Origin of the sequence: Actinophytocola algeriensis (assembly GCF_014203735.1) — a bacterium.
Classification (GTDB): domain Bacteria; phylum Actinomycetota; class Actinomycetes; order Mycobacteriales; family Pseudonocardiaceae; genus Actinophytocola; species Actinophytocola algeriensis.
The window spans coordinates 243,762-263,169 of record NZ_JACHJQ010000002.1; the positions used below are offsets into that span (position 1 = coordinate 243,762).

Here is a 19,408-nt window from a genome sequence, read left to right on the forward strand (position 1 = left end):
AGCCTCTCCTAAGTTCAGGGAGAGGAGGTGGGTCGTGACCACACTGCGGGCGCCACGTGTCCGGGTGACCGGCGCGCTCACGGCCGCGCTCCTCGTCCTGCTCGGGCTCGTCGCGGCCAGTCTCCTCATCGGGTCCAAAGGGATCCCCGCCGCCACCGTCCTCGACGCGCTCCTGCACTTCGACCCCACCAGCACCGACCACATCTTCGTGCACGACGAGCGGCTTCCCCGGACCGTCCTCGCCGTCCTCGTCGGCGCCGCGCTGGGCCTCGCGGGCACCGTCATGCAGGCCGTCGCGCGGAACCCGCTCGCCGAGCCCGGGGTGCTGGGGATCAACGCGGGCGCGTCCTTCCTCGTCGTCGTCGGGATCACGTTCTTCGGGATCACCTCCCTCACCGGGTACGTCTGGTTCGCGTTCGCGGGAGCACTGGTCGCCACCGTGCTCGTCTACGGCGTTGGCGCACTCGGCCGCGAAGGCGCCACACCGGTCAAGATCGCGCTGTCCGGAGCCGCCGCCAACGCCGCGTTCGTCTCGCTCACCACGACCGTCCTGCTCACCGACACCGACACGTTCGAGCGGTTCCGCCTCTGGCAGGTCGGCTCGCTGTCCGGCCGAGGCGCCGACGTCCTCGCACAGGTCACGCCCTTCCTGGTGATCGGCATCGTGCTCGCGCTCCTGTCGGGACGGCTGCTCAACACCCTCGTCCTCGGCGACGACGTCGCCACCGGGCTCGGGCAGAACACCGCCGTCGCCCGTGCGGTCGCCGGGGTCACCGTCGTGCTGCTGTGCGGGGCGGCGACCGCCGCGGCCGGGCCGATCGGTTTCGTCGGGCTCGCGGTGCCACCGGTCGCGCGCATGGTCGCCGGCACCGACCACCGGCTCGCCCTCCCCTGCGCGCTCCTCTTCGGACCGATCCTCGTGCTCGCCGCCGACATCATCGGCCGGGTCGTCGCGTGGCCAGGTGAGGTGCAGGTCGGGATCGTCACGGCCGTGCTCGGCGGGCCCGTGTTCATCGCACTGGTGCGGCGCCGGTGACCGCGCACGCCGTCGTCGCCGGGGTGCGCAGAAGAGCGCGTCTCACCACCCTGGTGCTCGCCGTCCTCGCCGCCGCCCTGCTGCTGCTCGCGCTCAGCGTCGGCACGGCCGTCGTGTCGCTGCCGGACGTCCTGTCCACACTGGCCGGTCAGGGCAGCCGCGCCACCGACTACATCGTCCTCGAGCGGCGCCTCCCCCGCGCCATGACCGCACTCCTCGTCGGCGCCGCGTTCGGGCTGTCCGGCGCGGTCCTGCAGAGCCTGCTCGGCAATCCCCTCGCAAGCCCGGACGTGATCGGCATCAGCGCGGGCGCGGGTGCCTCGGCCGTCACCGCGATCGTCGTGTTCGGCGCCGCGGGACCGCCGGTCGCGCTCGCCGCACTGCTCGGCGCGCTCCTCACCGCCGCCCTCATGTACGTGCTGGCCTGGCGCGACGGGGTCACCGGCTACCGGCTCGTGCTCGTCGGGATCGGGCTCGCCGCGATCCTCCTCAGCGTCACCAGCTACTTCATGACCCGCTCCCAGGTCACCAGCGCGCAGGACGCCCTCGTGTGGCTCACCGGCAGCCTCAACGAGAGCGGCCTCGACGAGCTCGTGCCGCTGGCCATCGCGCTCACGATCCTCGTGCCGGCCACCGCGATCTCCGCGCGGGCGCTGGACCTGCTCGCGTTCGGCGACGACACCGCGAGCGGCCTCGGCGTCGAGGTGCGGCGCACCCGGCTGGCACTGCTGGTGTGCGCGGTCGCCCTCGCGGGCACCGCGACCGCCGCGGCCGGGCCGATCGCGTTCGTCGCACTGCTCTCCGCACCCATCGGCAGGCGGCTCGCACGCGACGGCGGGCCAGCACTGCTGCCCTCGGCGCTGACCGGTGCGGTGATCGTCGCCGCCGCCGACTTCGCCGCACAGCACGCACCCGGCCTTCCCCAGGTCCCCGTCGGTGTGCTGACCGGCGCCATCGGCGCCCCGTACCTGCTGTTCCTGCTCGCCAGGATGAACCGTGGAGGGCACGGCGGATGACCGAGCACACCCTCGCTGAGCACACCCTGACCGCGACCGATCTGCGCCTGGCCTACGACCGGCGCGAGGTCGTCCACGGCCTGTCGGTCGCGGTCCCGCCCGGGAAGATGACGATGATCGTCGGGCCCAACGCCTGCGGGAAGTCCACACTCCTGCGTGGACTCGCGCGCCTGCTCGCCCCCGTGGGCGGCACGGTCGAGCTGGACGGCCGCGACATCTCGACCATCCCCGGCCGCGAGGTCGCGACGGTGCTCGGCATCCTGCCGCAGTCGCCGGCCGCGCCGGAGGGCATCACGGTCGCCGACCTCGTCGGCCGCGGCCGCTACCCGCACCAGGGCTGGTTCCGCCGGTGGACAGCGCAGGACGACGCGGCGGTCAACGAGGCGCTCACCGCCACCGACACGATCGAGCTCGCCGCGCGCCCGGTCGCCGAGCTGTCCGGCGGGCAGCGGCAGCGGGTGTGGATCGCGATGGCGCTCGCGCAGCGCACGGACCTGCTGCTGCTCGACGAGCCGACCACCTACCTCGACGTGGCCCACCAGGTCGAGGTGCTCGACCTGCTCGTCGACCTCAACGTCACCTCGGGCACCACGATCGTCGTGGTACTGCACGACCTGAACCTGGCCTGCCGCTACGCCGACCACCTCATCGCGATGCGCGACGGCGCGATCCTCGCCGAGGGCGCCCCGGCCGACGTCGTCACCACCGACGTCATCGAGCGCGTCTTCGGCATGCGCAGCCGCATCATCCCCGACCCACTCTCCGGCACCCCGATGGTCGTGCCGGAGAGCCGACACCGAATGGAGAACTCCGCTTGAGAAAGCTGATCGCCACCGTCCTCGCCGCCGCCCTGCTCGTCTCGGCGTGCGGGCAGGTCGAGGAGACCGAGGAGCCACGCGGCGCGACCGTCAAGACCATGTTCGGCGACGTGACCGTGCCCGCCGACCCGAAGCGGGTGGTCGCGCTCGGCTGGTCCGACGCGGAGACCGCACTGGCGCTCGGGGTGCGGCCGGTCGCGGCGAGCGACTGGCTCGCGTTCGGCGGCGAGGGTGTCGGCCCGTGGGCGGAGGGCCGCTACGACGAGCCGCCGGTGCTGCTCGGCACGCAGGAGCTGGACTACGAGCAGATCTTCGAGCTGAAGCCGGACGTCATCCTGGACACGCGGTCGGACAACAGCAAGGAGAGGTTCGACGAGCTGTCGAAGATCGCGCCGACCGTGGCGCCGCCCGCCGGCGTGGTGGCCTACGGCACGACCTGGCGCCAGCAGCTGGAGCTGGTCTCGACCGCGCTCGGCAAGGAGGCCGAGGGCGACAAGCTGGTCAAGCAGGTCGAGGACTCCTTCGCCGACGTGCGGGAACAGCACCCGGAGTTCGCGGGCAAGTCGGTCGCGGTCGGGGCCTACTTCAGCGAGAAGTACGGCGCGTACGTACGCGGCGACGCGCGTGCGGACTTCATGGAGAGCATCGGGTTCACGCTCAAACCGCGGATCCAGGAGCTGGCGTCCGGGTCGTTCTACATCGACCTGTCGCGTGAGCAGGTCGAACTGCTCGACGCGGACCTGACCGTGGTGTTCCCGATCGGCTCGGACGCGTCGGCGATCAAGGCCGACCGGGTGCTCAACCAGCTGCCGTCCGCGAAGGCCGGGCACCTGGTGGTCCTCGAGGACCTGAACATGATCAACGCGTTCTCCAGCGGTTCGGTCCTCGGCACGCTGTACGCGATCGAGAACACGGTCCCGCTGTTCGCCGACGCGGTCTAGCCTCGGGGTGGTGTGGGGCTCGCGCCCCGCCCACGCGCGCCTTTCAGGGCATCCGCGAGGGCCCGGCGAACGTGGTGGACACAGTTGTTCGACGGGTGAACGAAATCCGGTTGTGGTCTAGACCTTGACGAAGAGGCACCTGACATACGACCGTGTTCCATGAGAGCGCTCTCACACCTCTCTCGACCCTGCTGAGAAACGAGAGCACACCACATGAACAGAAAACTGTGCGCGTCCCTCGCGGGCGCGCTCCTCGTGCTGGGCACCGTCCTCGCCGGAGGGACCACCTCCACCGCGAGCCCGCAGGCGGCGCCACAGGAGGACGGGTTCGTCGCCGCCATGCAGCGGGACCTCGGGCTCACCGCCGACCAGGTCACGACCCGCCTGCGCCAGGAGTCGGCCGCCATGGCCGTCGACCCGGTCGCGAAGAAGGCGGCGGGCGCCGCGTTCGGCGGGTCCTGGTTCGACGCGAAGACCGGGAAGCTCACCGTCGCCGTATCCACTTCGGACCGGGCGGTGCACGACGCGGTCCGCGCGTCCGGCGCGGACGTCGTCCAGGTCGGACAGTCGCTCGCCGCGCTCGACGCCGCCAAGGCCAGGCTCGACACGCTCAAGGCGCCTGCCGACGTGGCCGCCTGGCGGGTCGACCCGCGCAGCGGCGGGCTCGTCGTGACCGTGAAGAAGGGCGGTGACGTCCAGGGCTTCCTCGCCGCCGCGCGCAGGCTGAGCCCGGTGGTCGTCGAGGAGGTCTCGGCGGCACCCACCACGTTCGCGGCCGGGACGGTCGGCGGCGACCCGTACTACATCAACGGGAACACCCGCTGCTCGATCGGGTTCTCCGTGCACGGCGGGTTCGTCAGCGCCGGCCACTGCGGCGGCGTGAACAGCTCGGTCGTGGGCTGGGACGGCTCGTGGATGGGCACGTTCGCCGGTTCGTCCTTCCCCGGCAACGACTACGCGTTCATCCGCACCGGCGGCGGCTGGTGGAACGCGCCGGTCGTGCTCGGCTGGGGCACGGTCGCGGACCGGCTCGTGCGCGGCTCCGCCGAGGCGCCGGTCGGCTCGTCGATCTGCCGGTCCGGGTCGACGACCCACTGGCACTGCGGCACGGTCCTCGCGAAGAACGAGACCGTGAACTACGCGCAGGGCGCGGTGCACCAGATGACGAAGACCAGCGTGTGCGCCCAGCCCGGCGACTCCGGTGGCTCGTTCATCACCGGTGAGCAGGCCCAGGGCGTGACCTCCGGCGGCTGGGGCAACTGCTCCACCGGAGGCCAGACCTGGTTCCAGCCCGTCAACGAGATCCTCGGCGTCTACGGCCTCTCGCTGGTCACCGCCTGATCCTCGGGAGAGCCGTCACCGCCGCGCGCGGTGACGGCTCTCATCAGCGGTCCCGTCGCCGCGGTCGTGATCACCGCGACCAGCACGAGGATCGTGAAGCCCAGCTCGTTCACGAACCCGTACTGCAGCCCGATCGTCGCCACGACGAGCTCGGTCACGCCCCGGCAGTTCATCAGCGTGCCGAGCCGGAGCGAGTCCCGTACCGGGAGACCGGCGAGTCGCGCGGCACCGCCCGCGCCCGCGAACTTGGTCACCGTCGCGACCGCCAGCACGAGCACGAACAGCAGCCAGTTGCCCCCGGACTCGCCGAGCAGGCCGACCGACGTGCTCAGCCCGACTCCCGCGAAGAACAGCGGCAGCAGGATCGCGATCGCGAACCCCTGCAGCTGCTCGCCGATCCGCGTCACCGCGGGCGTGTGCCGAGGCACGGCCACACCGAACAGGAACGCCCCGATCACCGGGTGCAGCCCGATCAGCTGCGTCACCCCGGCGTACCCGATCGCGCCGACGACGAGCGTGCCGAGCAGCAGCTGCGCCGACGCGACCCGGTCCACCAGCGCCCGCAGCGCGGGCCGGACACACAGGACGGTCACCACCACCAGCGCCGCGGCGAGCCCCGCGGTCGTCGCGACGCTGCCGGTGCCGGACAGGCCGGTGCCCGCGAGGATGACGGTCAGCGCGAACCACGCCACCCCGTCACCCACGGCCGCCGACGACAACGCGGTCACCCCGAGCCGGGTGTCCGCGATGCCGAGGTCGACGAGGATCCGTGCCAGCACGGGCAACGCGGTGATCGACAGCGCGAGCCCGAAGAACAGCACGAACCCGGTCCCGCCCCCGCCGAGCGCGGGTGCCGCCAGCGCGACCCCCGCGCCCGAGACGAACGGCAGTCCCATGCCGCCGAGCACGGTCGCGCCGACCACCCGCCTGCTGCCGAGCCGGTCGGTGCGCAGTTCACAGCCGAGCAGGAACATGAACACGATCAGACCGAGCTGTGCCGCGTAGTTCAGCGCGGTGAGCACCGGTTCGGGGAACAGCCAGCCCTGCGAGGCGGGCCACAGCAGACCGAGCACGGACGGGCCGAGCACGAGCCCGCCGATCACCTCCCCGAGCACGGGCGGCTGCCCGAACCGCTTGAGCACCGCGCCGAACACGTGGCACACCAACAGGATCACGGCGACGGAGAACAGGAACCGGGCGACCGGGTCACCGGGATGGCCGTCGAACAGCGCCGGTCCCCACAGCAGACCGGCACCGACCAGCACGACGAGCCCGCCGACCACACCAGGCCACGTCTGGCGGCCTGCCTGTGTCGTCATGGCACCTTCTCCGTCGCCACGCCGGGATCGGCCCAGCTCGCGAACCGCCGCATCCCGTACAGCAGCGGGGTTTCCGCGCGCTGTTCGGTGTTGATCACCTCGCCGAAGACCGCCACGTGGTCACCCACGGCGACGGCCTCCGCGACCCGGCACTCCGCCACCGCGAACGCGTCCTCCATCAACCACAACTGGCCTGCTTTGCCGAACTGCCAGGGAATTCGCTCGAAGCGGTCCGGTGCGGCGGAGGAGAAGACCTCCGCCGCCCGGCGACCGCCGTCGTGCAACAGGTTCACCGCGAACCGCCCGCTGTCGCGGACCGCGGCGAGGGTGCCGCTGCGCACGTCGAGGCACACCATCAGCGTCGGCGGGGTGACCGTGACGCTGGTGAGTGACGTGCATGTCAACCCGTGCGGCCTGCCGTCGCGACCGACCGCCGTGATGACGGTGACACCCGTGCAGAACGTGCTCATGAACGACCGGAACTCGTCCGGCGCCGACCCGTCCGGCACGTCAGTCGTTGATGCTGGCTAGGTACTCGTAGCAGCTGGGGAGCGCGGCGACGAGCCGGCGGCCCTCCTCCTTGACACGCGCGAACTCCGCGTGTGCCCGGGCGGGATCCATGTGCCGCAGTGCGGGCCGCGCCCCTGGCGGCACCACGCCGAGCCCGAGGTTCATCGTGTTCCACGAGTACGTCTCGAACCCGTGGAAGTACGGGTAGACGGTCTGTTCGTCGAGCAGGTGCGACGTGGCCAGCTCGATCCGCTCCGCCAGGGCGTCCGGCATGGTGCGGATCTTCGCTTCCTTCCAGTACGGGGTGTCCTCGCGCTGCGCGGACTTGTAGTGCAGGACCAGGAACTCCTTGACGCCGTCGACCATGTGCGCCATGCGGTTGTTGTAGTCCTGCCGCAGCCGCGGCTCCCAGTTCTCGTCGGGGAAGTGCTTGACCAGCTGCTCGATCGCGTTCTGGATGAAGAAGATCCCGGTCGACTCCAGCGGTTCGACGAACGCCGCCGACAACCCGATCGCGACGCAGTTGCCGATCCACGTCTCCTTGTTGCGCCCGATCCGCATCCGGATGTGGTTGGCCTCGAGGTCGTCCCGGTCCGGCGCGATCGCCGCCCGCAGCTCCCGCTCGGCCTCCTCGGGGGTGGCGAACGCGTCTGAGTACACGTACCCGTTGCCGTTGCGGCGGAACAGCGGGATCGTCCACATCCACCCGGCGCTCATGGCGGTGGCGGTCGTGTACGGGCTCATCTCGGTCGCGTCCTCGCGCGGCACCCGCAACGCGACGGCCCGGTTGTTGGGCAGCACGTCGGCGAAGGACTGGAACTCCCCGCCCATGGCCTGGTTGATCAGCAGGCCGCGGAACCCGGTGCAGTCGATGAACAGGTCACCGGTGAGGTCGCCGTGCTCCGCGGTGCGGACGTGGGTGATCCAGCCCTTCTCGTCCTGCGCGACGGCTTCCACGTCGGCGCGGACGTGCTTCACGCCGCGGGCCGTGCCGTACTCGGAGAGGTAACGGGCGACCTCGTCGGCGTCGAAGTGGTACGCGTACGGGAACTGCGAACGCTGCTCGGCGAGCGTGGACCGCCCGAGCGAGCCGTCCAGTTCCGCGGCGAACAGCCCGCCGTCGAGCATGCGGGGCGCGCGTTTGGCCTCGCACAACGCGTGGGTGAGGTAGCAGGCCTGGTCGAACGGCTCTGCCCGGTCCCCGGCGAGCCACCAGTCGGCGAGGCTGAAGCCGTCCACGGTGCGTAACCGTTCGAACGGGTGGTAGAAGTACGACCCCGGAGTGCTCCAGTTCTCGAACCGGATACCGAGTTTGTACCCGCCAGCACAGCGCGGAAGCCATTCCCGCTCGTCGAGGCCGAGGTAGTCGAAGAAGTGTCGCAGGGTGCTGAACGTCGCCTCGCCGACCCCGATGCGGGACACCCGCACCGACTCGATCAAGGTCACGTCGATTCGGTCCGCGAAGGCGGCTTTGAGGTAGCTGGCCGTCATCCACCCGGCCGTACCTCCGCCGACGATCACAACGGATCGGATCATGCAGGGCTCTCCTCGCCATCAAGTGCACACTGTGTAGTCATTGAACAACGCTCCGAGGATATCCAGGGTGTAAATAGGCTGTTTGTCGTACGGCGCGTAGCGATCGGATTACCGCACGTATCCTGACCAGCACTTCCGGCGGGCACAATGATCGTTTTCACGCGGCGCGGTATACGTCCACACCGAACATCCGGAACGAGAGCCGGCGCCACCGGCAAATCCGGATCGACCATCCGCGGCCCGGCAACCCACCACTCGCACCACGCTCGAATCCCGAGATCGTCAGGAACCCTCCCGCACGAGTGGAGGGAAACCGCAATGAGAGTCCGGATTCCTACCTTTGACTGGACGTGAGGCTCGTGGTGAGGAGTGTCATGAAGGCGGATCTGGCGATGTTCGGCGGAAAGCCCGCGGTGCGGGCTGCGTACCGCAGGCTCGAGTGGCCGGTGGTGACCGACGCCGATCGGGAGGCGGTCGGGCGGGTGCTCGACAGCCGGAAGTTCACCGTGGGCGCGAAGAACGAGGCCGAGATCCACGGTCTGGAGCGGGAATGGGCCGAGTTCTGCGACACGCGCCACGCCGTCTCCGTGAACAGTGGCACTGTCGCGCTCGAACTGGCACTCGCGGCTTTGGGACTGGGCCCTGGGGACGAGGTGATCGTTCCGGCGCTCAGCTATGTCGCCACGGCGATGGCACCGCTGTACTCGTTGGCGGTACCGGTGTTCGTGGACATCGACCCCGTCACGTTCAACATCGACGTGACCAGGATCGAGGAGAAGATCACCAACCGGACCCGCGCGATCGTGCCGGTGCACCTCGGCGGGTTGCCCGCCGAGATGGACGAGATCCTCGCGCTGGCGAAGAAGTACGACCTGCTTGTCGTCGAGGACGCCGTCCAGGCCCAGGGCGGCACCTACCGCGGCCGTACCTGTGGCTCGATCGGTGACGCGGCGGTCTTCAGCCTCAACGTGGAGAAGAGCATCCCCACCTGCGGCGAGGGCGGCCTGGTCGTCACCGACCGCGAGGACGTCGCCGAGCGGATCCGCAGTCTGCGCATCCTCGGCGAGGATCTGTCCACTGAGGAACGCCTGTACGTGTCCGCCACCCGGGGTTCCAACCTCAAGCTCTCGTCGGTGCTGGCCGCGTTCACGCGCTCACAACTGGCGCGGTTCTGGGACTACCAGCACAAGCGGGACGCCAACACGCCCGTCTTCGTCGACCGGCTGGCGCAGCTGCCCGGCATCGTCGTGCCGACCGTGCCCGACGACCGCACCCACATGTGGCACATGCTGCGCTTCCGGTTCGACCCCCGGGCCGCCGGGCTCGACGGGGTCTCCCCCGGCCGGTTCCGCGCCGCTCTGCGCCGTGCGCTGCTCGCCGAAGGGGTGCCGCTCACGCACTACCAGATCATCCCGCTCCCAGGGCAGCCCGTGTTCCAGGACCAGAACGCCTACGGCAACGGGCTTCCCTGGTCGCTGCCGGGCACGAACCCGCAGCGCTACGACCTCGCCGACTACCCGGTGACCTGCCAGGTGATCGAGGACTCGCTGTGCCTGCGCCGGATGCACCTCAACCCGGAAGCCGGGCCGGCGCTCGCCGAGTACGCCACCGCGTTCGAGCGGGTCTGGGACAACCTGGACCGTGTCGGCAAGTTCGCGCGGGCCATGCCGTACGAGCCACCGTGGCACTCCGTGCCGAACGGGCCGCGGCTCCCCGAAGCGAACACGGAGGCGAAGGCGGCATGAGCGTCGAGGCACTCGCCGAGCCGTCGCCGGTCGGCGACCTGGTCGGCTTACACCGGACCGCGCTCGCCGTGCGGGAACACATCCTCGCGATGGGCGCGGGCGCGGTCGGCACACACGTCGGCGGCTCACTGTCCGCTGTGGACATCCTCGTCGCGCTGTACCGCGAGGTGCTGCGGGTGCGGCCGGACGAGCCGGGCTGGCCGGACCGCGACCACTTCATCCTCAGCAAGGGGCACGCGTCGGCCGCCCTGTACGCGACGCTCGCCGAGTGCGGGTTCTTCCCCGTCGAGGAGCTCGGCACCTACGGCCGCGCCGGCGGCAGGCTGATGGCGCACCCCACGCCCGCGGTACCTGGTGTCGAGTTCGCCACCGGCTCGCTCGGGCACGGGCTCGCCCTCGGCGCCGGGCTCGCACTGGCCGCCAAACGCGCGGGCCGCGACAAGCGGGTGTTCGTGCTCATGGGCGACGGCGAGCTGCAGGAAGGCTCGGTGTGGGAGGCCGCGATGGCCGCCGCCCACCACGAGCTGGACAACCTCACCGCGATCGTCGACCGGAACCGGCTGCAGATCAGCGGGTCCACGGAGGACCGGCTGCGGCTCGAACCGCTGGCCGACAAGTGGCGCGCGTTCGGCTGGCAGACGTCCGAGGTGGACGGTCATGACTTCGCGCAGCTCGTGCCCGCGCTGCGCACCCCGCCCTCGGCGGGCGGTCCGGCCGTGCTCATCGCGGACACCGTGAAGGGCCGCGGCGTGCGGCACCTGCAGCACCGCAAGCAGAGCCACTTCGCGAAGCTCGGCCCCGAGGCGTACGAGCGGGCCGTCACGGCGTTGCGAGCGGCCGCATGAGCGGAGCTTGCCGGCGGTCGGCGACCGGCGAGGGGGCGGCGTGACCACGGCCCTGCCGGAGTCCGACCGCGCCGCCTACCGCGCGGCGCTGGTCGACCTCGCCCGCGCGGACACCCGGATCTGGTGCCTGGACTCGGACATGGGCGGCCTGGAGAAGCAGTTCCAGGCCGAACTGCCCGACCAGTACGTCGACGTCGGCATCGCGGAAGCCAACCTGATGTCGATCGCGGCCGCGCTGGCGAGCACCGGGATCCTGCCGTTCGCCAACACGATGGCGGCGTTCGCGTCCGCGCGTGCGCTGGAACAGGTGAAGCTCGACATCGCCTACCACGGCCTGCCGGTGCGGATCGTCGCCACGCACGCCGGGTTCTCCGCCGCGCACTACGGGCCGACGCACCACGCGCAGTCCGACCTCGCGGCCATGCGGACGCTGCCGAACATGACCGTGCTGACACCGGCGGACGCGTACGAGACCGTCCGCCTGGTCACCGCCGCGGCCTACCTGCCAGGGCCGGTGTACCTGCGCCTCGGCCGCAATCCCATCGAACCCGTGTACGCGGGCGATGACGCCGTCGGCACCGACCTCACCATCGGGAAGGCCGTGGAGCTGCGGGCGGGCGACGACGTGACGATCGTCGCCGCCGGTGCGCTGCCGGTGCGGTTCGCGCTGGAGGCGGCCGACGACCTCGCCGCGGGGGGCGTCGGCGCGCGGGTGCTGAACCTGCACACGATCAAGCCGCTCGACGTGGCCGCGCTCGTGGCGGCCGCGGAGCAGACCGCGGGCATCGTGACCGTCGAGGACCACTCGGTGCTCGGTGGTGTGGGTGGTGCGGTCGCCGAGGTGCTCGCCGAGCACCGTCCGGTGCCGGTGCGCAGGGTCGGCATCGCGGACAGCTTCTGCGCCCGCCCCGGCACCCACACCGAGCAGCTCGCGGCGGCCGGGGTGTCCACGGCACACGTGGTGGCCGCCGCACTGTCGATCAGTCCACTGTGCACGTCCATCTGGGATTGACAAAGGGAGAAGGCAATGACAACCGCCGCGGTGAGCACCTGTCCCGACTGCACGGAAGCCGTGCCGTCAGCGGACGACGTGCGGGTGACGTCGATCGTCGAGTGCCCGGGCTGCCAGGCCGAGCTCGAGGTCATCGGCGTCGACCCGGTCGAGTACGCGCTGGCGCCCGACATCGAGGAAGACTTCGGGGAGTAGGCGTGAGCGGCGCTCGCGGAGCGAACCACCGAGGTTCCCTCGCGGTCCTGACGACCCGCACGCGGCTCGAGGAGCGGCTGATCTTCGCCGCCCTCGAGCGGCGCGGGCTCCCGTACGTCCAGGTGGACGACCGGACGCTGGTCCACCGGCTGGGCGCGCCCGGCGCCGTGCGCTACCGGGGTGTGCTGAACCGGATCATGTCGCACACCCGCAGCGTCTACGCCACCCGGATCTTCGAGGCGACCGGCCACCGCGTGTTCAACCCGAGCGGGGTGGTGGACGTCTGCGGCGACAAGATCCTGACCTCGCTGGCACTCGTGCGCGCGGGTCTCCCGCACCCCGAGACGGTGCTGGCGGTGACCCCGGACGCGGCGATCGAGGCGATCGAGCGGGTGGGTTACCCGGCGGTGCTGAAGCCCGCGGTCGGGTCGTGGGGGCGGCTGCTGTCCAAGGTGAACGACCGGGACGCCGCCGAGACCCTGATCGAGCACAAGCAGTCGCTCAGGTCCCCGATCCACAACGTCTACTACGTCCAGGAGTACGTCGACAAGCCCGACCGCGACCTCCGCGTGATCGTCATCGGCGACGAGGTCGTCGCCGCGGTCTACCGGCGCTCCGACCACTGGATCACGAACACCGCGCGCGGTGCGACCACCGCCGTGTGCGCGGTGACCGACGAGCTGCGGTCGCTCGCGCTGCGTGCCGCGGCGGCGGTGGGTGGCGGCATCCTCGCCGTGGACCTGCTCGAACGCGCCGGCGGCGAGCTGCTGGTGACGGAGGTCAACCACACCATGGAGTTCCACGGCCTCGCGGCGGTGGCCGAGGTGGACATCGCCGACCTGGTCGTCGACCACGTCGACCGCAACAGCCCGACCGACCTGGTGGAGGCAGCGGCATGAGCGGAGCTTGCGAGGGGGCAGCGAGATGAGCGGAGCTTGCGAGGGGGCGGCGAGATGAGCGGAGCTTGCGAAGCGAATCATCGAACACAGCGCCGCCACGGAGCCTGCGAGGGGGCGGCGAGATGAGGGCGACTGTCGTCGGGGGCAGCGGGTACATCGGCGGTGAGCTGGTGCGCCTCCTGCTGGGCCATCCCGAGGTGGAGCTGGCGTACGTCACGTCGACCAGGTACGCGGGCCGTCCACTGCGAACCGCGCACCCGAACCTGCGCGGCCGCACCAACCTCACCTTCACCCAGGACGACGAGGTCGGCGAGACCGACGTCGTGTTCCTCGCCGTGCCGCACGGCGCCGCGATGAAGGAGATCGACCGGTGGTCCGCGCTCGCACCCCGGATCGTCGACCTGTCCGCCGACCACCGCATCCACAGCACCGACCTGCGCGAGCGCTACTACCCCGGCGGCGTGCCCGACCAGGAGTGGCTCGCGCGGTTCCGCACCGGCATCCCGGAGCTGCACCGCGACGACCTGCGCGACGCGACGCACATCGCGGTCGCGGGCTGCATGGCGAACGCGGCGATCCTCGCACTGCACCCGCTCGCCGCGGCCGGGCTGGTCGCGGGCACGACGCTGGTCGACGCGCGCACCGGTTCGTCCGGCGGGGGCCGGGTGCCCGACGAGGGCAGCCACCACCCCGAGCGCAGCGGTGTGCTGCGGATGGCGAAACCGCACGGCCACCGGCACATGGCGGAGATCATCCAGGCGTGCGGGGTGCCGGTGTACATGTCGGTGACCGCGGTCGAGGCCGTGCGCGGCGTGCAGGTCGTCTGCCACGTCATGCTGCGGAACCCCACGACCGAGCGGGACGTCTGGGCGGTCTACCGCGACGCCTACCGGCACGAGCCGTTCGTGCGGCTGGTGCGGGAGCGGTCCGCGCTGCACCGGATGCCGGAGCCGAAGCTGTTGTCCGGCACGAACTTCTGCGACATCGGCCTCTCGCTCGACGAGGGCGGCGAGCACCTCGTCGTGGTGGCCGCGATCGACAACCTCGTCAAGGGGGGTGCGGGGAATGCCGTCCAGTGCCTCAACATCGCGGCCGGGTGGGACGAGACCAGCGGGCTCGACTTCATCGGGCTCCACCCGGTCTGACCGGTACGTCGTCAAGCTCGGTGGCTCACTCGACGCGGACATCACCTCGGCGTGCGGCGACCTCCACACGCTGGTCGGCGGCGGTGCCGAGGTCGTGGTCGTGCACGGCGGCGGCGCGGCCGCCGACCGGGTCGGCGCCGAGCTGGGCCGCCCGCCCCGCTATCTCACCGGGCGCGGTGGCCGCCGTAGCCGGTACACCGACGCGGCCGCGCTGGACGTGCTGCGGCTCGGCATCCTCGGCCGGGTCAAGCCCGACCTGGTTGCGGCGTTGACCGGCCTGGGGGTCCGCGCGGTCGGGCTGTCCGGTGTGGACGGTGGGCTGGTCACGGCGGTGCGCAACAAACCCGCGCGTGCCACCGTCGACGGTGTCGAGGTGGTGGTGCGGGACGACCTGGCAGGCCGGATCTCGTCCGTCGACCCGGCGGTCCTCGTGACGTTGCTCGGCGGCGGGTTCACACCGGTGGTCTCGCCGCCCGCGCTCGGCGCAGGCGGCGGGACGCTGAACGTGGACGCCGACCGGTTCGCCGCCGCGCTCGCGGTGGCGCTGTCGGCCGACTGGCTGGTCGTGCTGTCGGACGTGCCCGGCCTGCTGGCCGACCGGCACGACCCGGCGAGCCTGGTGCCCGAGGTGCCGGTCGACGCGCTCGACGACCACCTCGCGGTGGCCGACGGGCGGATGAAGGTCAAGGTGCGTGCCGCGGCGCAGGCGTGCCGCGACGGCGTCCGGCATGTCGTCCTCGCCGACGGGCGGGTGGACTCCCCCGTGCTGACCGCGTGTGCGGGCGCCGGGACCAGGTTCGTGAAGGAGCACTGTGTCGAGGCGAGCTGAGGACCTGCTGACACGGATGGCCGGCATCCCGTCGGTCTCCGGGAACGAGGACGCGCTCGCGCGGTTCCTCGTCGAGGAGATGCGGGAGTGGGGGTTCGAGACGCACCTCGACGAGGCGGGGAACGCGATCGGCCGCCGAGGTGACCGGGACGCGCCGATGGTCCTGCTGACCGGGCACATGGACACCGTGCCGGGCGGCCCGGCGCCCCGCCGCGACGGCGACCTGCTGTACGGCCGCGGCACCGTCGACGCGAAGGGTCCACTGGCGACGATGATCTGCGCGGCGGCGTCGGCGGACGTCGAGGGCGTGCAGTACGTCGTGGCCGGGGTGGTCGAGGAGGAGACGTACGGGCGCGGCGCCACGCACCTCGCCGAGTGCTTCCGCCCGGCGGCCGGGTTCGTGGGCGAACCGAACGGCTGGGCCGGGGTCGGCATCGGTTACAAGGGCCGGATCATGCTGCGCTACAGCGTGTCCCGGCCGTCGGTGCACACCGCGAGCCCGGAGGAGAAGGCGAGCGAGGCGGCGGTCGCGTTCTGGCAGGACGTGGTGGCGTACTGCACGTCGGTCACGACGAGCGAGAAGGCGTTCGACCGTCCTATCGCGACACTCAACGAGCTGTCCGGTGACATCACGTCCGCCCAGCTGGTGATCTCGGTGCGCACCCCACCCGGGTTCGACCTGCCCGCGTTCGAGGAGTACCTGACCGGGGTCACCCGCGACGGCGTGCTGAAGATCGACGACCGCACGCCGGGGGTGCGGGTCGACCACCGCGGCGCCGCCGTCCGCGCGCTGTGCGCGGGTATCCGCGCCAGGGGCGCCCGGCCGACGCTCAAGCTGAAGACCGGCACGGCGGACCTGAACATCGTCGAACCGCGCTGGCAGGTGCCGATGGCGGTGTACGGGCCCGGCGACTCGGCACTGGACCACACGGACGACGAGCACATTTCCCTGACCGAGTACCGCACGGCCATCGAGGTGCTGCGCGACGCGCTGAACCACCTGGCGGGCGAACTGCGGCGGTAGTGTTGGCCCGGTGCCGTCCCGCGTAGCGTTCGCCGCCATCCTGGTGGCGGTCGTCCTGTGGGGCCTGGCACCGGTCGCGACCCGCTACCTCGTGCTCAACGCCGACCCGCTCGGGGTGCTCGGCATCCGGTTCGCGCTCTGTTCCCTGGCGTACCTGCCGGTGCTGCCCTGGCTGCGGCTCGGGACCGCGGAGTGGCACCGCCGGTCGTGGTGGCTGCTCGCGGCGTGCGGAATCGTCGGCGTGGTCGGCTACAACGTGCCGATGACCCTCGGCATCCGCGACGTCCACGCCGGGTTCGCCGGGATCCTGCTGTCGACGGAGCCGCTGTGGATCGCGCTGCTGTCGGTCGTGGTGCTGAAACACCGGCTGACGGCGCCACTGGCGTGGGGCCTGGCGGTGGCGTTCGCCGGGGTGGTGACCTTGAGCGTGGGCAACGGCCTCGCGGTGTCGGCCTCGATGTTCGGCGGCGCGGCTCTGGTGCTGCTCGGCGCGTTCATGTGGGGCGCGTACTCGGTGGCGGTGGGCCCGCTCGTGCGGCGGTACGGCGCGCTGCGGGTGAGCGCGGTGACGATGTGGATCGGCACCGTGCCCCTGCTGGTGATCTGTGCGCCGGGGATGTTGTCGACGTCCCTGGACGCGACGGGGTGGCTGGTGCTGTTCCTGTACGGCCTTGGCCCCAACCTCGTGGGGATGCTGCTGTGGAACTTCGGGCTGTCGCGGGTGCCGGGGCCGAGGGCGGGGTTGCTGCTGAACCTGTACCCGGTGGTGAGCGTGGCGGGCGGCGTCACGCTGCTGGACGAACCTCTGACGCTGACGACTCTGCTCGGTGGCCTGATCGTGCTGGTGGGGCTGCTGCTGTCGCAGCTGCGATCGGGAAGTGGCGCCGCCAGCGAGGAGCCTGCGAAGCCAGCACGACCACCAGCAACCCGCTGAGCGCGCCAAGGAGGATGAACGACGTCCGGCCGGTCAGCTCGTACAGCACCACGCCCGCCACCGGCCCCAGCACGTTGCCCACATCCGACACGAGACCGAACAACCCGAACGCCGTCCCCTGGCTGTCGGCGGCGGACTTCAGCTCCACGATCCCCCGCCGGGCCGTGAGGAACAGGATCGCGTAGCCGACCATCACCACCACGAACGCCGCCGCGACCGGGACCACCGACGCGCTCACCGCCATCGCCGCCAGGCCGACGCCGAGGATGGCGAGCCCGGTACCGATCATCGGCACCAGCCCGAACCGTTCGGTGTAGCGCCCCAGCGCCCACATGCTGACCGCCGACGTCGCGAGGCCCACCACGAACACCACCGAGATCGCACCGCGGGCCGAGCCTTCCGCCGCACCGCTCAGGTACAGCGGCAGCAGTGGCTCGAGCGAGGTGTACACGAGGTGCGTGAACAGGTCCAGCACCCCCAGCACCAGCACCCACGCCCACCACCGGTTCCGGCCGCCGGCGTCGGCGGGCGCGGCCGGTTCCACGACCGTGTCCGGGATCGCGTACAGCAGCCCGAAGGCGGTCAGTGACGTCAGCACCGCGCCCGCGACGAACAACGCCGCCAACCCGAACGGCGCCGCCACTCCCGCGACCAGCGGTCCCAGCAGGAAACCCGCCACCGCGGCGGAGCCGAAGTTGCCCATCATGCGGCCCGCGGCGATGTCGTACCGCTTGCACAGCGCCGACATCCCCGCGTAGAGGGCCGGCGTCACGAGGCCTTCGCCGATGCCCCACACGAACCGGCCGACGAGCAGGGTCACCGCGTCGTCCGCGAACGCCGTCAGCACGATGCCGGCCGCGGCGATGTTGAGTGCCACGCACGCCACCGCGCGCGGGCGCCACCGGTCCACCCACCAGCCGCCGAGCGGCTGGAACAGCGCCTTCGCCGCGGCGAACAGCGCGAACACCAGCGCGATGGTCCCCGGCCCCGCGCCGACCCGCTCCTCGAGGTCGGGCACGAACGGGATCAGCACCGTGTAGGACGCGTTGACGCTGATGACCGCCACCAGCAACAGCAGCGCCCTGCGCCGGCCGGCGCCCATCACGCGCCCTCGATGTAGGCGTGCAGCACCGCGTGCATGCCGCGCAGGGCCAACGCCAGTTCCGGTCCCCCGGACGGCGCGTACACCAGCGCCCACAGCTCGGTGGGGGCGAGACCGTGCCGTTCCTTGAACCGGTAGTTGTCGCGGCCCCACTCGATGCGCCGCATGCCGTTCTCGTACGCCCACTGCGTCGACCGGTACATCAGCGCGATGTACGTGCTGTACTCGCGGAGGCTCTTGTAGTCCACGCCACCGCACATGAACGTGACCTCGTCGCCACGGCGGAACCCGAAGAACACGCCGACCAGCCGGTCGCCGACCGTCGCCGCCGACAGCAGTGCGCCCGGGATGTCGAGCATGCCGTGCAGCGCCGCCTCGTCGAACAGCGCGGGCCAGGAGTTCTTGTCGCTCGTGTCGACGGTCAGCGGGAACGCGGCGGGCACGAGCGCGTGCGCCTCGTCGCCTTCGACCATCCGCACCCGCAGGCCGCGCTCCTCGCCGCGCCGCAGCCGCCGCTCGACGTCGCGGCGGATCTTGTTGTCGATGCGGTACATGTGGTCGGTGAACGTGCCGTCGACGTCGATCGCGTACGTCCGTTCCAAGTGGACCGTGCCGGTGGGCGGGCCGGCCGCGGCCAGCCAGCTGTCGACGCCCTCGGTCGTCACGTTCGGCACGACGAGCACGTCGGCGGCGCCGCCGTGGATCCAGTCCATCGCGGTCGCGTACGCGCCCTGGACCAGCGGCGCGGCGATCGGGCCGCGCTTGCCGTACATCGAGTACGGCGAGCCCGCGAAGACGATCGGGTTGCCGAACCGGCCGGAGAGTTCGCACTGCAGCTCGTAGCCGTGCCAGAACGGGGACATCGTGGTCTCGTACAGCGGCAGCACGTCAGTGGCGGCACCGCTGCCCGCGCGCACGTACGCGTGCCGGGTGCGCTGCTCGATGCCGATCCGCTCCCACCCGCGCAGCCAGGCCGCCGAGTCGTACAGGCAACTGGCCGCCACCTCGTCGGGCACCCGGTCGGACACCGTCCAGTCGTACGCCGTATCGATCCGTCCCGTGTCGGTGACCGTCACACCGCACCCCCGCTCGCGCCGAGCTGACAACGGTCACGAACGTATCGGCGGCCGGTAACCGCGATCCCGTATCACGCTTGAGCGC

At 71.4% G+C, this 19,408-nt stretch carries 18 protein-coding genes and 1 pseudogene; 14 read left to right on the forward strand and 5 right to left on the reverse strand.

What is annotated here, in order from left to right:
- The first annotated feature begins 34 nt into the window (after positions 1 to 34).
- The 5 genes from FHR82_RS07425 (at position 35) to FHR82_RS07445 (ending at position 5,152) form a co-directional block, all read left to right on the forward strand.
- Positions 35 to 1,036 carry a FecCD family ABC transporter permease gene (locus FHR82_RS07425; protein ID WP_184809551.1) on the forward strand — a complete coding sequence of 334 codons (1,002 nt, stop codon included), beginning with the start codon at positions 35 to 37 and terminating at the stop codon, positions 1,034 to 1,036.
- Positions 1,033 to 2,052, forward strand: coding sequence for a FecCD family ABC transporter permease (locus FHR82_RS07430; RefSeq protein ID WP_184809552.1), 1,020 nt, complete (start codon positions 1,033 to 1,035; stop codon positions 2,050 to 2,052). The genes FHR82_RS07425 and FHR82_RS07430 overlap by 4 nt, the downstream gene beginning before the upstream one ends.
- Positions 2,049 to 2,870 (forward strand): ABC transporter ATP-binding protein, encoded by an 822-nt coding sequence (locus FHR82_RS07435; protein ID WP_184809553.1) that lies wholly within the window; start codon positions 2,049 to 2,051, stop codon positions 2,868 to 2,870. Before FHR82_RS07430 ends, FHR82_RS07435 begins: the two co-directional genes overlap by 4 nt.
- A complete protein-coding gene (locus tag FHR82_RS07440; protein ID WP_184809554.1) occupies positions 2,867 to 3,811 on the forward strand; it encodes an iron-siderophore ABC transporter substrate-binding protein in 945 nt (314 codons plus the stop codon). The genes FHR82_RS07435 and FHR82_RS07440 overlap by 4 nt, the downstream gene beginning before the upstream one ends.
- 213 nt (positions 3,812 to 4,024) lie before the next feature.
- The gene (locus FHR82_RS07445; protein ID WP_184809555.1) at positions 4,025 to 5,152 is read left to right on the forward strand and encodes a S1 family peptidase; all 1,128 of its coding nucleotides are present in this window, start codon (positions 4,025 to 4,027) and stop codon (positions 5,150 to 5,152) included.
- On the opposite strand, the gene FHR82_RS07450 is transcribed toward FHR82_RS07445, so the two are convergent.
- The 3 genes from FHR82_RS07450 to FHR82_RS07460 are packed head-to-tail and all read right to left on the reverse strand — an operon-like array spanning position 5,125 to position 8,517.
- A complete protein-coding gene (locus FHR82_RS07450; protein ID WP_184809556.1) occupies positions 5,125 to 6,471 on the reverse strand; it encodes a cation:proton antiporter in 1,347 nt (448 codons plus the stop codon). The genes FHR82_RS07445 and FHR82_RS07450 overlap by 28 nt on opposite strands.
- Positions 6,468 to 6,980 (reverse strand): flavin reductase family protein, encoded by a 513-nt coding sequence (locus FHR82_RS07455; protein WP_311770944.1) that lies wholly within the window; start codon positions 6,978 to 6,980, stop codon positions 6,468 to 6,470. The genes FHR82_RS07450 and FHR82_RS07455 overlap by 4 nt, the downstream gene beginning before the upstream one ends.
- A gap of 1 nt (position 6,981) precedes the next feature.
- The gene (locus FHR82_RS07460; RefSeq protein ID WP_184809557.1) at positions 6,982 to 8,517 is read right to left on the reverse strand and encodes a tryptophan halogenase family protein; all 1,536 of its coding nucleotides are present in this window, start codon (positions 8,515 to 8,517) and stop codon (positions 6,982 to 6,984) included.
- 374 nt (positions 8,518 to 8,891) lie between these two features.
- Here FHR82_RS07460 and FHR82_RS07465 point away from each other — a divergent pair, with 374 nt between their 5' ends.
- The 9 genes from FHR82_RS07465 (at position 8,892) to FHR82_RS07505 (ending at position 17,145) form a co-directional block, all read left to right on the forward strand.
- Positions 8,892 to 10,262, forward strand: a complete 1,371-nt coding sequence (locus tag FHR82_RS07465; RefSeq protein WP_184809558.1) for a DegT/DnrJ/EryC1/StrS family aminotransferase — start codon at positions 8,892 to 8,894, stop codon at positions 10,260 to 10,262.
- Entirely contained in the window at positions 10,259 to 11,107 is an 849-nt protein-coding gene (locus FHR82_RS07470) for a transketolase (RefSeq protein WP_184809559.1), read from the forward strand. Before FHR82_RS07465 ends, FHR82_RS07470 begins: the two co-directional genes overlap by 4 nt.
- Positions 11,108 to 11,147: 40 nt before the next feature.
- On the forward strand, positions 11,148 to 12,119 hold the full coding sequence (locus FHR82_RS07475; protein ID WP_184809560.1) for a transketolase family protein: 972 nt from the start codon (positions 11,148 to 11,150) through the stop codon (positions 12,117 to 12,119).
- 15 nt (positions 12,120 to 12,134) lie between these two features.
- Complete coding sequence (locus FHR82_RS07480) at positions 12,135 to 12,314, forward strand: lysine biosynthesis protein LysW (RefSeq protein ID WP_184809561.1); 180 nt, start codon at positions 12,135 to 12,137, stop codon at positions 12,312 to 12,314.
- A 2-nt stretch (positions 12,315 to 12,316) separates the two neighbouring features.
- Complete coding sequence (gene lysX / locus FHR82_RS07485) at positions 12,317 to 13,213, forward strand: lysine biosynthesis protein LysX (protein ID WP_221463550.1); 897 nt, start codon at positions 12,317 to 12,319, stop codon at positions 13,211 to 13,213.
- A 122-nt stretch (positions 13,214 to 13,335) separates the two neighbouring features.
- Positions 13,336 to 14,358 carry an N-acetyl-gamma-glutamyl-phosphate reductase gene (gene argC / locus FHR82_RS07490; RefSeq protein WP_184809562.1) on the forward strand — a complete coding sequence of 341 codons (1,023 nt, stop codon included), beginning with the start codon at positions 13,336 to 13,338 and terminating at the stop codon, positions 14,356 to 14,358.
- Positions 14,279 to 15,187 carry a [LysW]-aminoadipate kinase gene (locus FHR82_RS07495; protein ID WP_184809563.1) on the forward strand — a complete coding sequence of 303 codons (909 nt, stop codon included), beginning with the start codon at positions 14,279 to 14,281 and terminating at the stop codon, positions 15,185 to 15,187. The genes argC and FHR82_RS07495 overlap by 80 nt, the downstream gene beginning before the upstream one ends.
- Positions 15,171 to 16,211, forward strand: coding sequence for a M20/M25/M40 family metallo-hydrolase (locus tag FHR82_RS07500; protein ID WP_221463551.1), 1,041 nt, complete (start codon positions 15,171 to 15,173; stop codon positions 16,209 to 16,211). The genes FHR82_RS07495 and FHR82_RS07500 overlap by 17 nt, the downstream gene beginning before the upstream one ends.
- Before the next feature lie 10 nt (positions 16,212 to 16,221).
- Positions 16,222 to 17,145, forward strand: a complete 924-nt coding sequence (locus FHR82_RS07505; protein WP_184809564.1) for a DMT family transporter — start codon at positions 16,222 to 16,224, stop codon at positions 17,143 to 17,145.
- A 25-nt stretch (positions 17,146 to 17,170) separates the two neighbouring features.
- Here FHR82_RS07505 and FHR82_RS45740 read toward each other — a convergent pair.
- A pseudogene (locus FHR82_RS45740) lies at positions 17,171 to 18,247 on the reverse strand (MFS transporter); the annotation flags it as partial.
- On the reverse strand, positions 18,247 to 19,323 hold the full coding sequence (locus tag FHR82_RS47260) for a GNAT family N-acetyltransferase (RefSeq protein ID WP_184809565.1): 1,077 nt from the start codon (positions 19,321 to 19,323) through the stop codon (positions 18,247 to 18,249). The gene FHR82_RS47260 and the pseudogene FHR82_RS45740, both read right to left, overlap by 1 nt.
- Positions 19,324 to 19,408: the final 85 nt, after the last annotated feature.

What these genes read in the sequence shown, in the direction of transcription:
- FHR82_RS07435 (WP_184809553.1), top strand. Translation starts at nt 2,049, where the DNA reads ATGACCGAGCACACCCTCGCTGAGCACACCCTGACCGCGACCGATCTG.
- FHR82_RS07445 (WP_184809555.1), top strand. Translation starts at nt 4,025, where the DNA reads ATGAACAGAAAACTGTGCGCGTCCCTCGCGGGCGCGCTCCTCGTGCTG.
- FHR82_RS07450 (WP_184809556.1), bottom strand. Translation starts at nt 6,471, where the DNA reads ATGACGACACAGGCAGGCCGCCAGACGTGGCCTGGTGTGGTCGGCGGG.
- FHR82_RS07460 (WP_184809557.1), bottom strand. Translation starts at nt 8,517, where the DNA reads ATGATCCGATCCGTTGTGATCGTCGGCGGAGGTACGGCCGGGTGGATG.
- FHR82_RS07465 (WP_184809558.1), top strand. Translation starts at nt 8,892, where the DNA reads ATGAAGGCGGATCTGGCGATGTTCGGCGGAAAGCCCGCGGTGCGGGCT.
- FHR82_RS07470 (WP_184809559.1), top strand. Translation starts at nt 10,259, where the DNA reads ATGAGCGTCGAGGCACTCGCCGAGCCGTCGCCGGTCGGCGACCTGGTC.
- FHR82_RS07480 (WP_184809561.1), top strand. Translation starts at nt 12,135, where the DNA reads ATGACAACCGCCGCGGTGAGCACCTGTCCCGACTGCACGGAAGCCGTG.
- argC (WP_184809562.1), top strand. Translation starts at nt 13,336, where the DNA reads ATGAGGGCGACTGTCGTCGGGGGCAGCGGGTACATCGGCGGTGAGCTG.
- FHR82_RS07495 (WP_184809563.1), top strand. Translation starts at nt 14,279, where the DNA reads ATGCCGTCCAGTGCCTCAACATCGCGGCCGGGTGGGACGAGACCAGCG.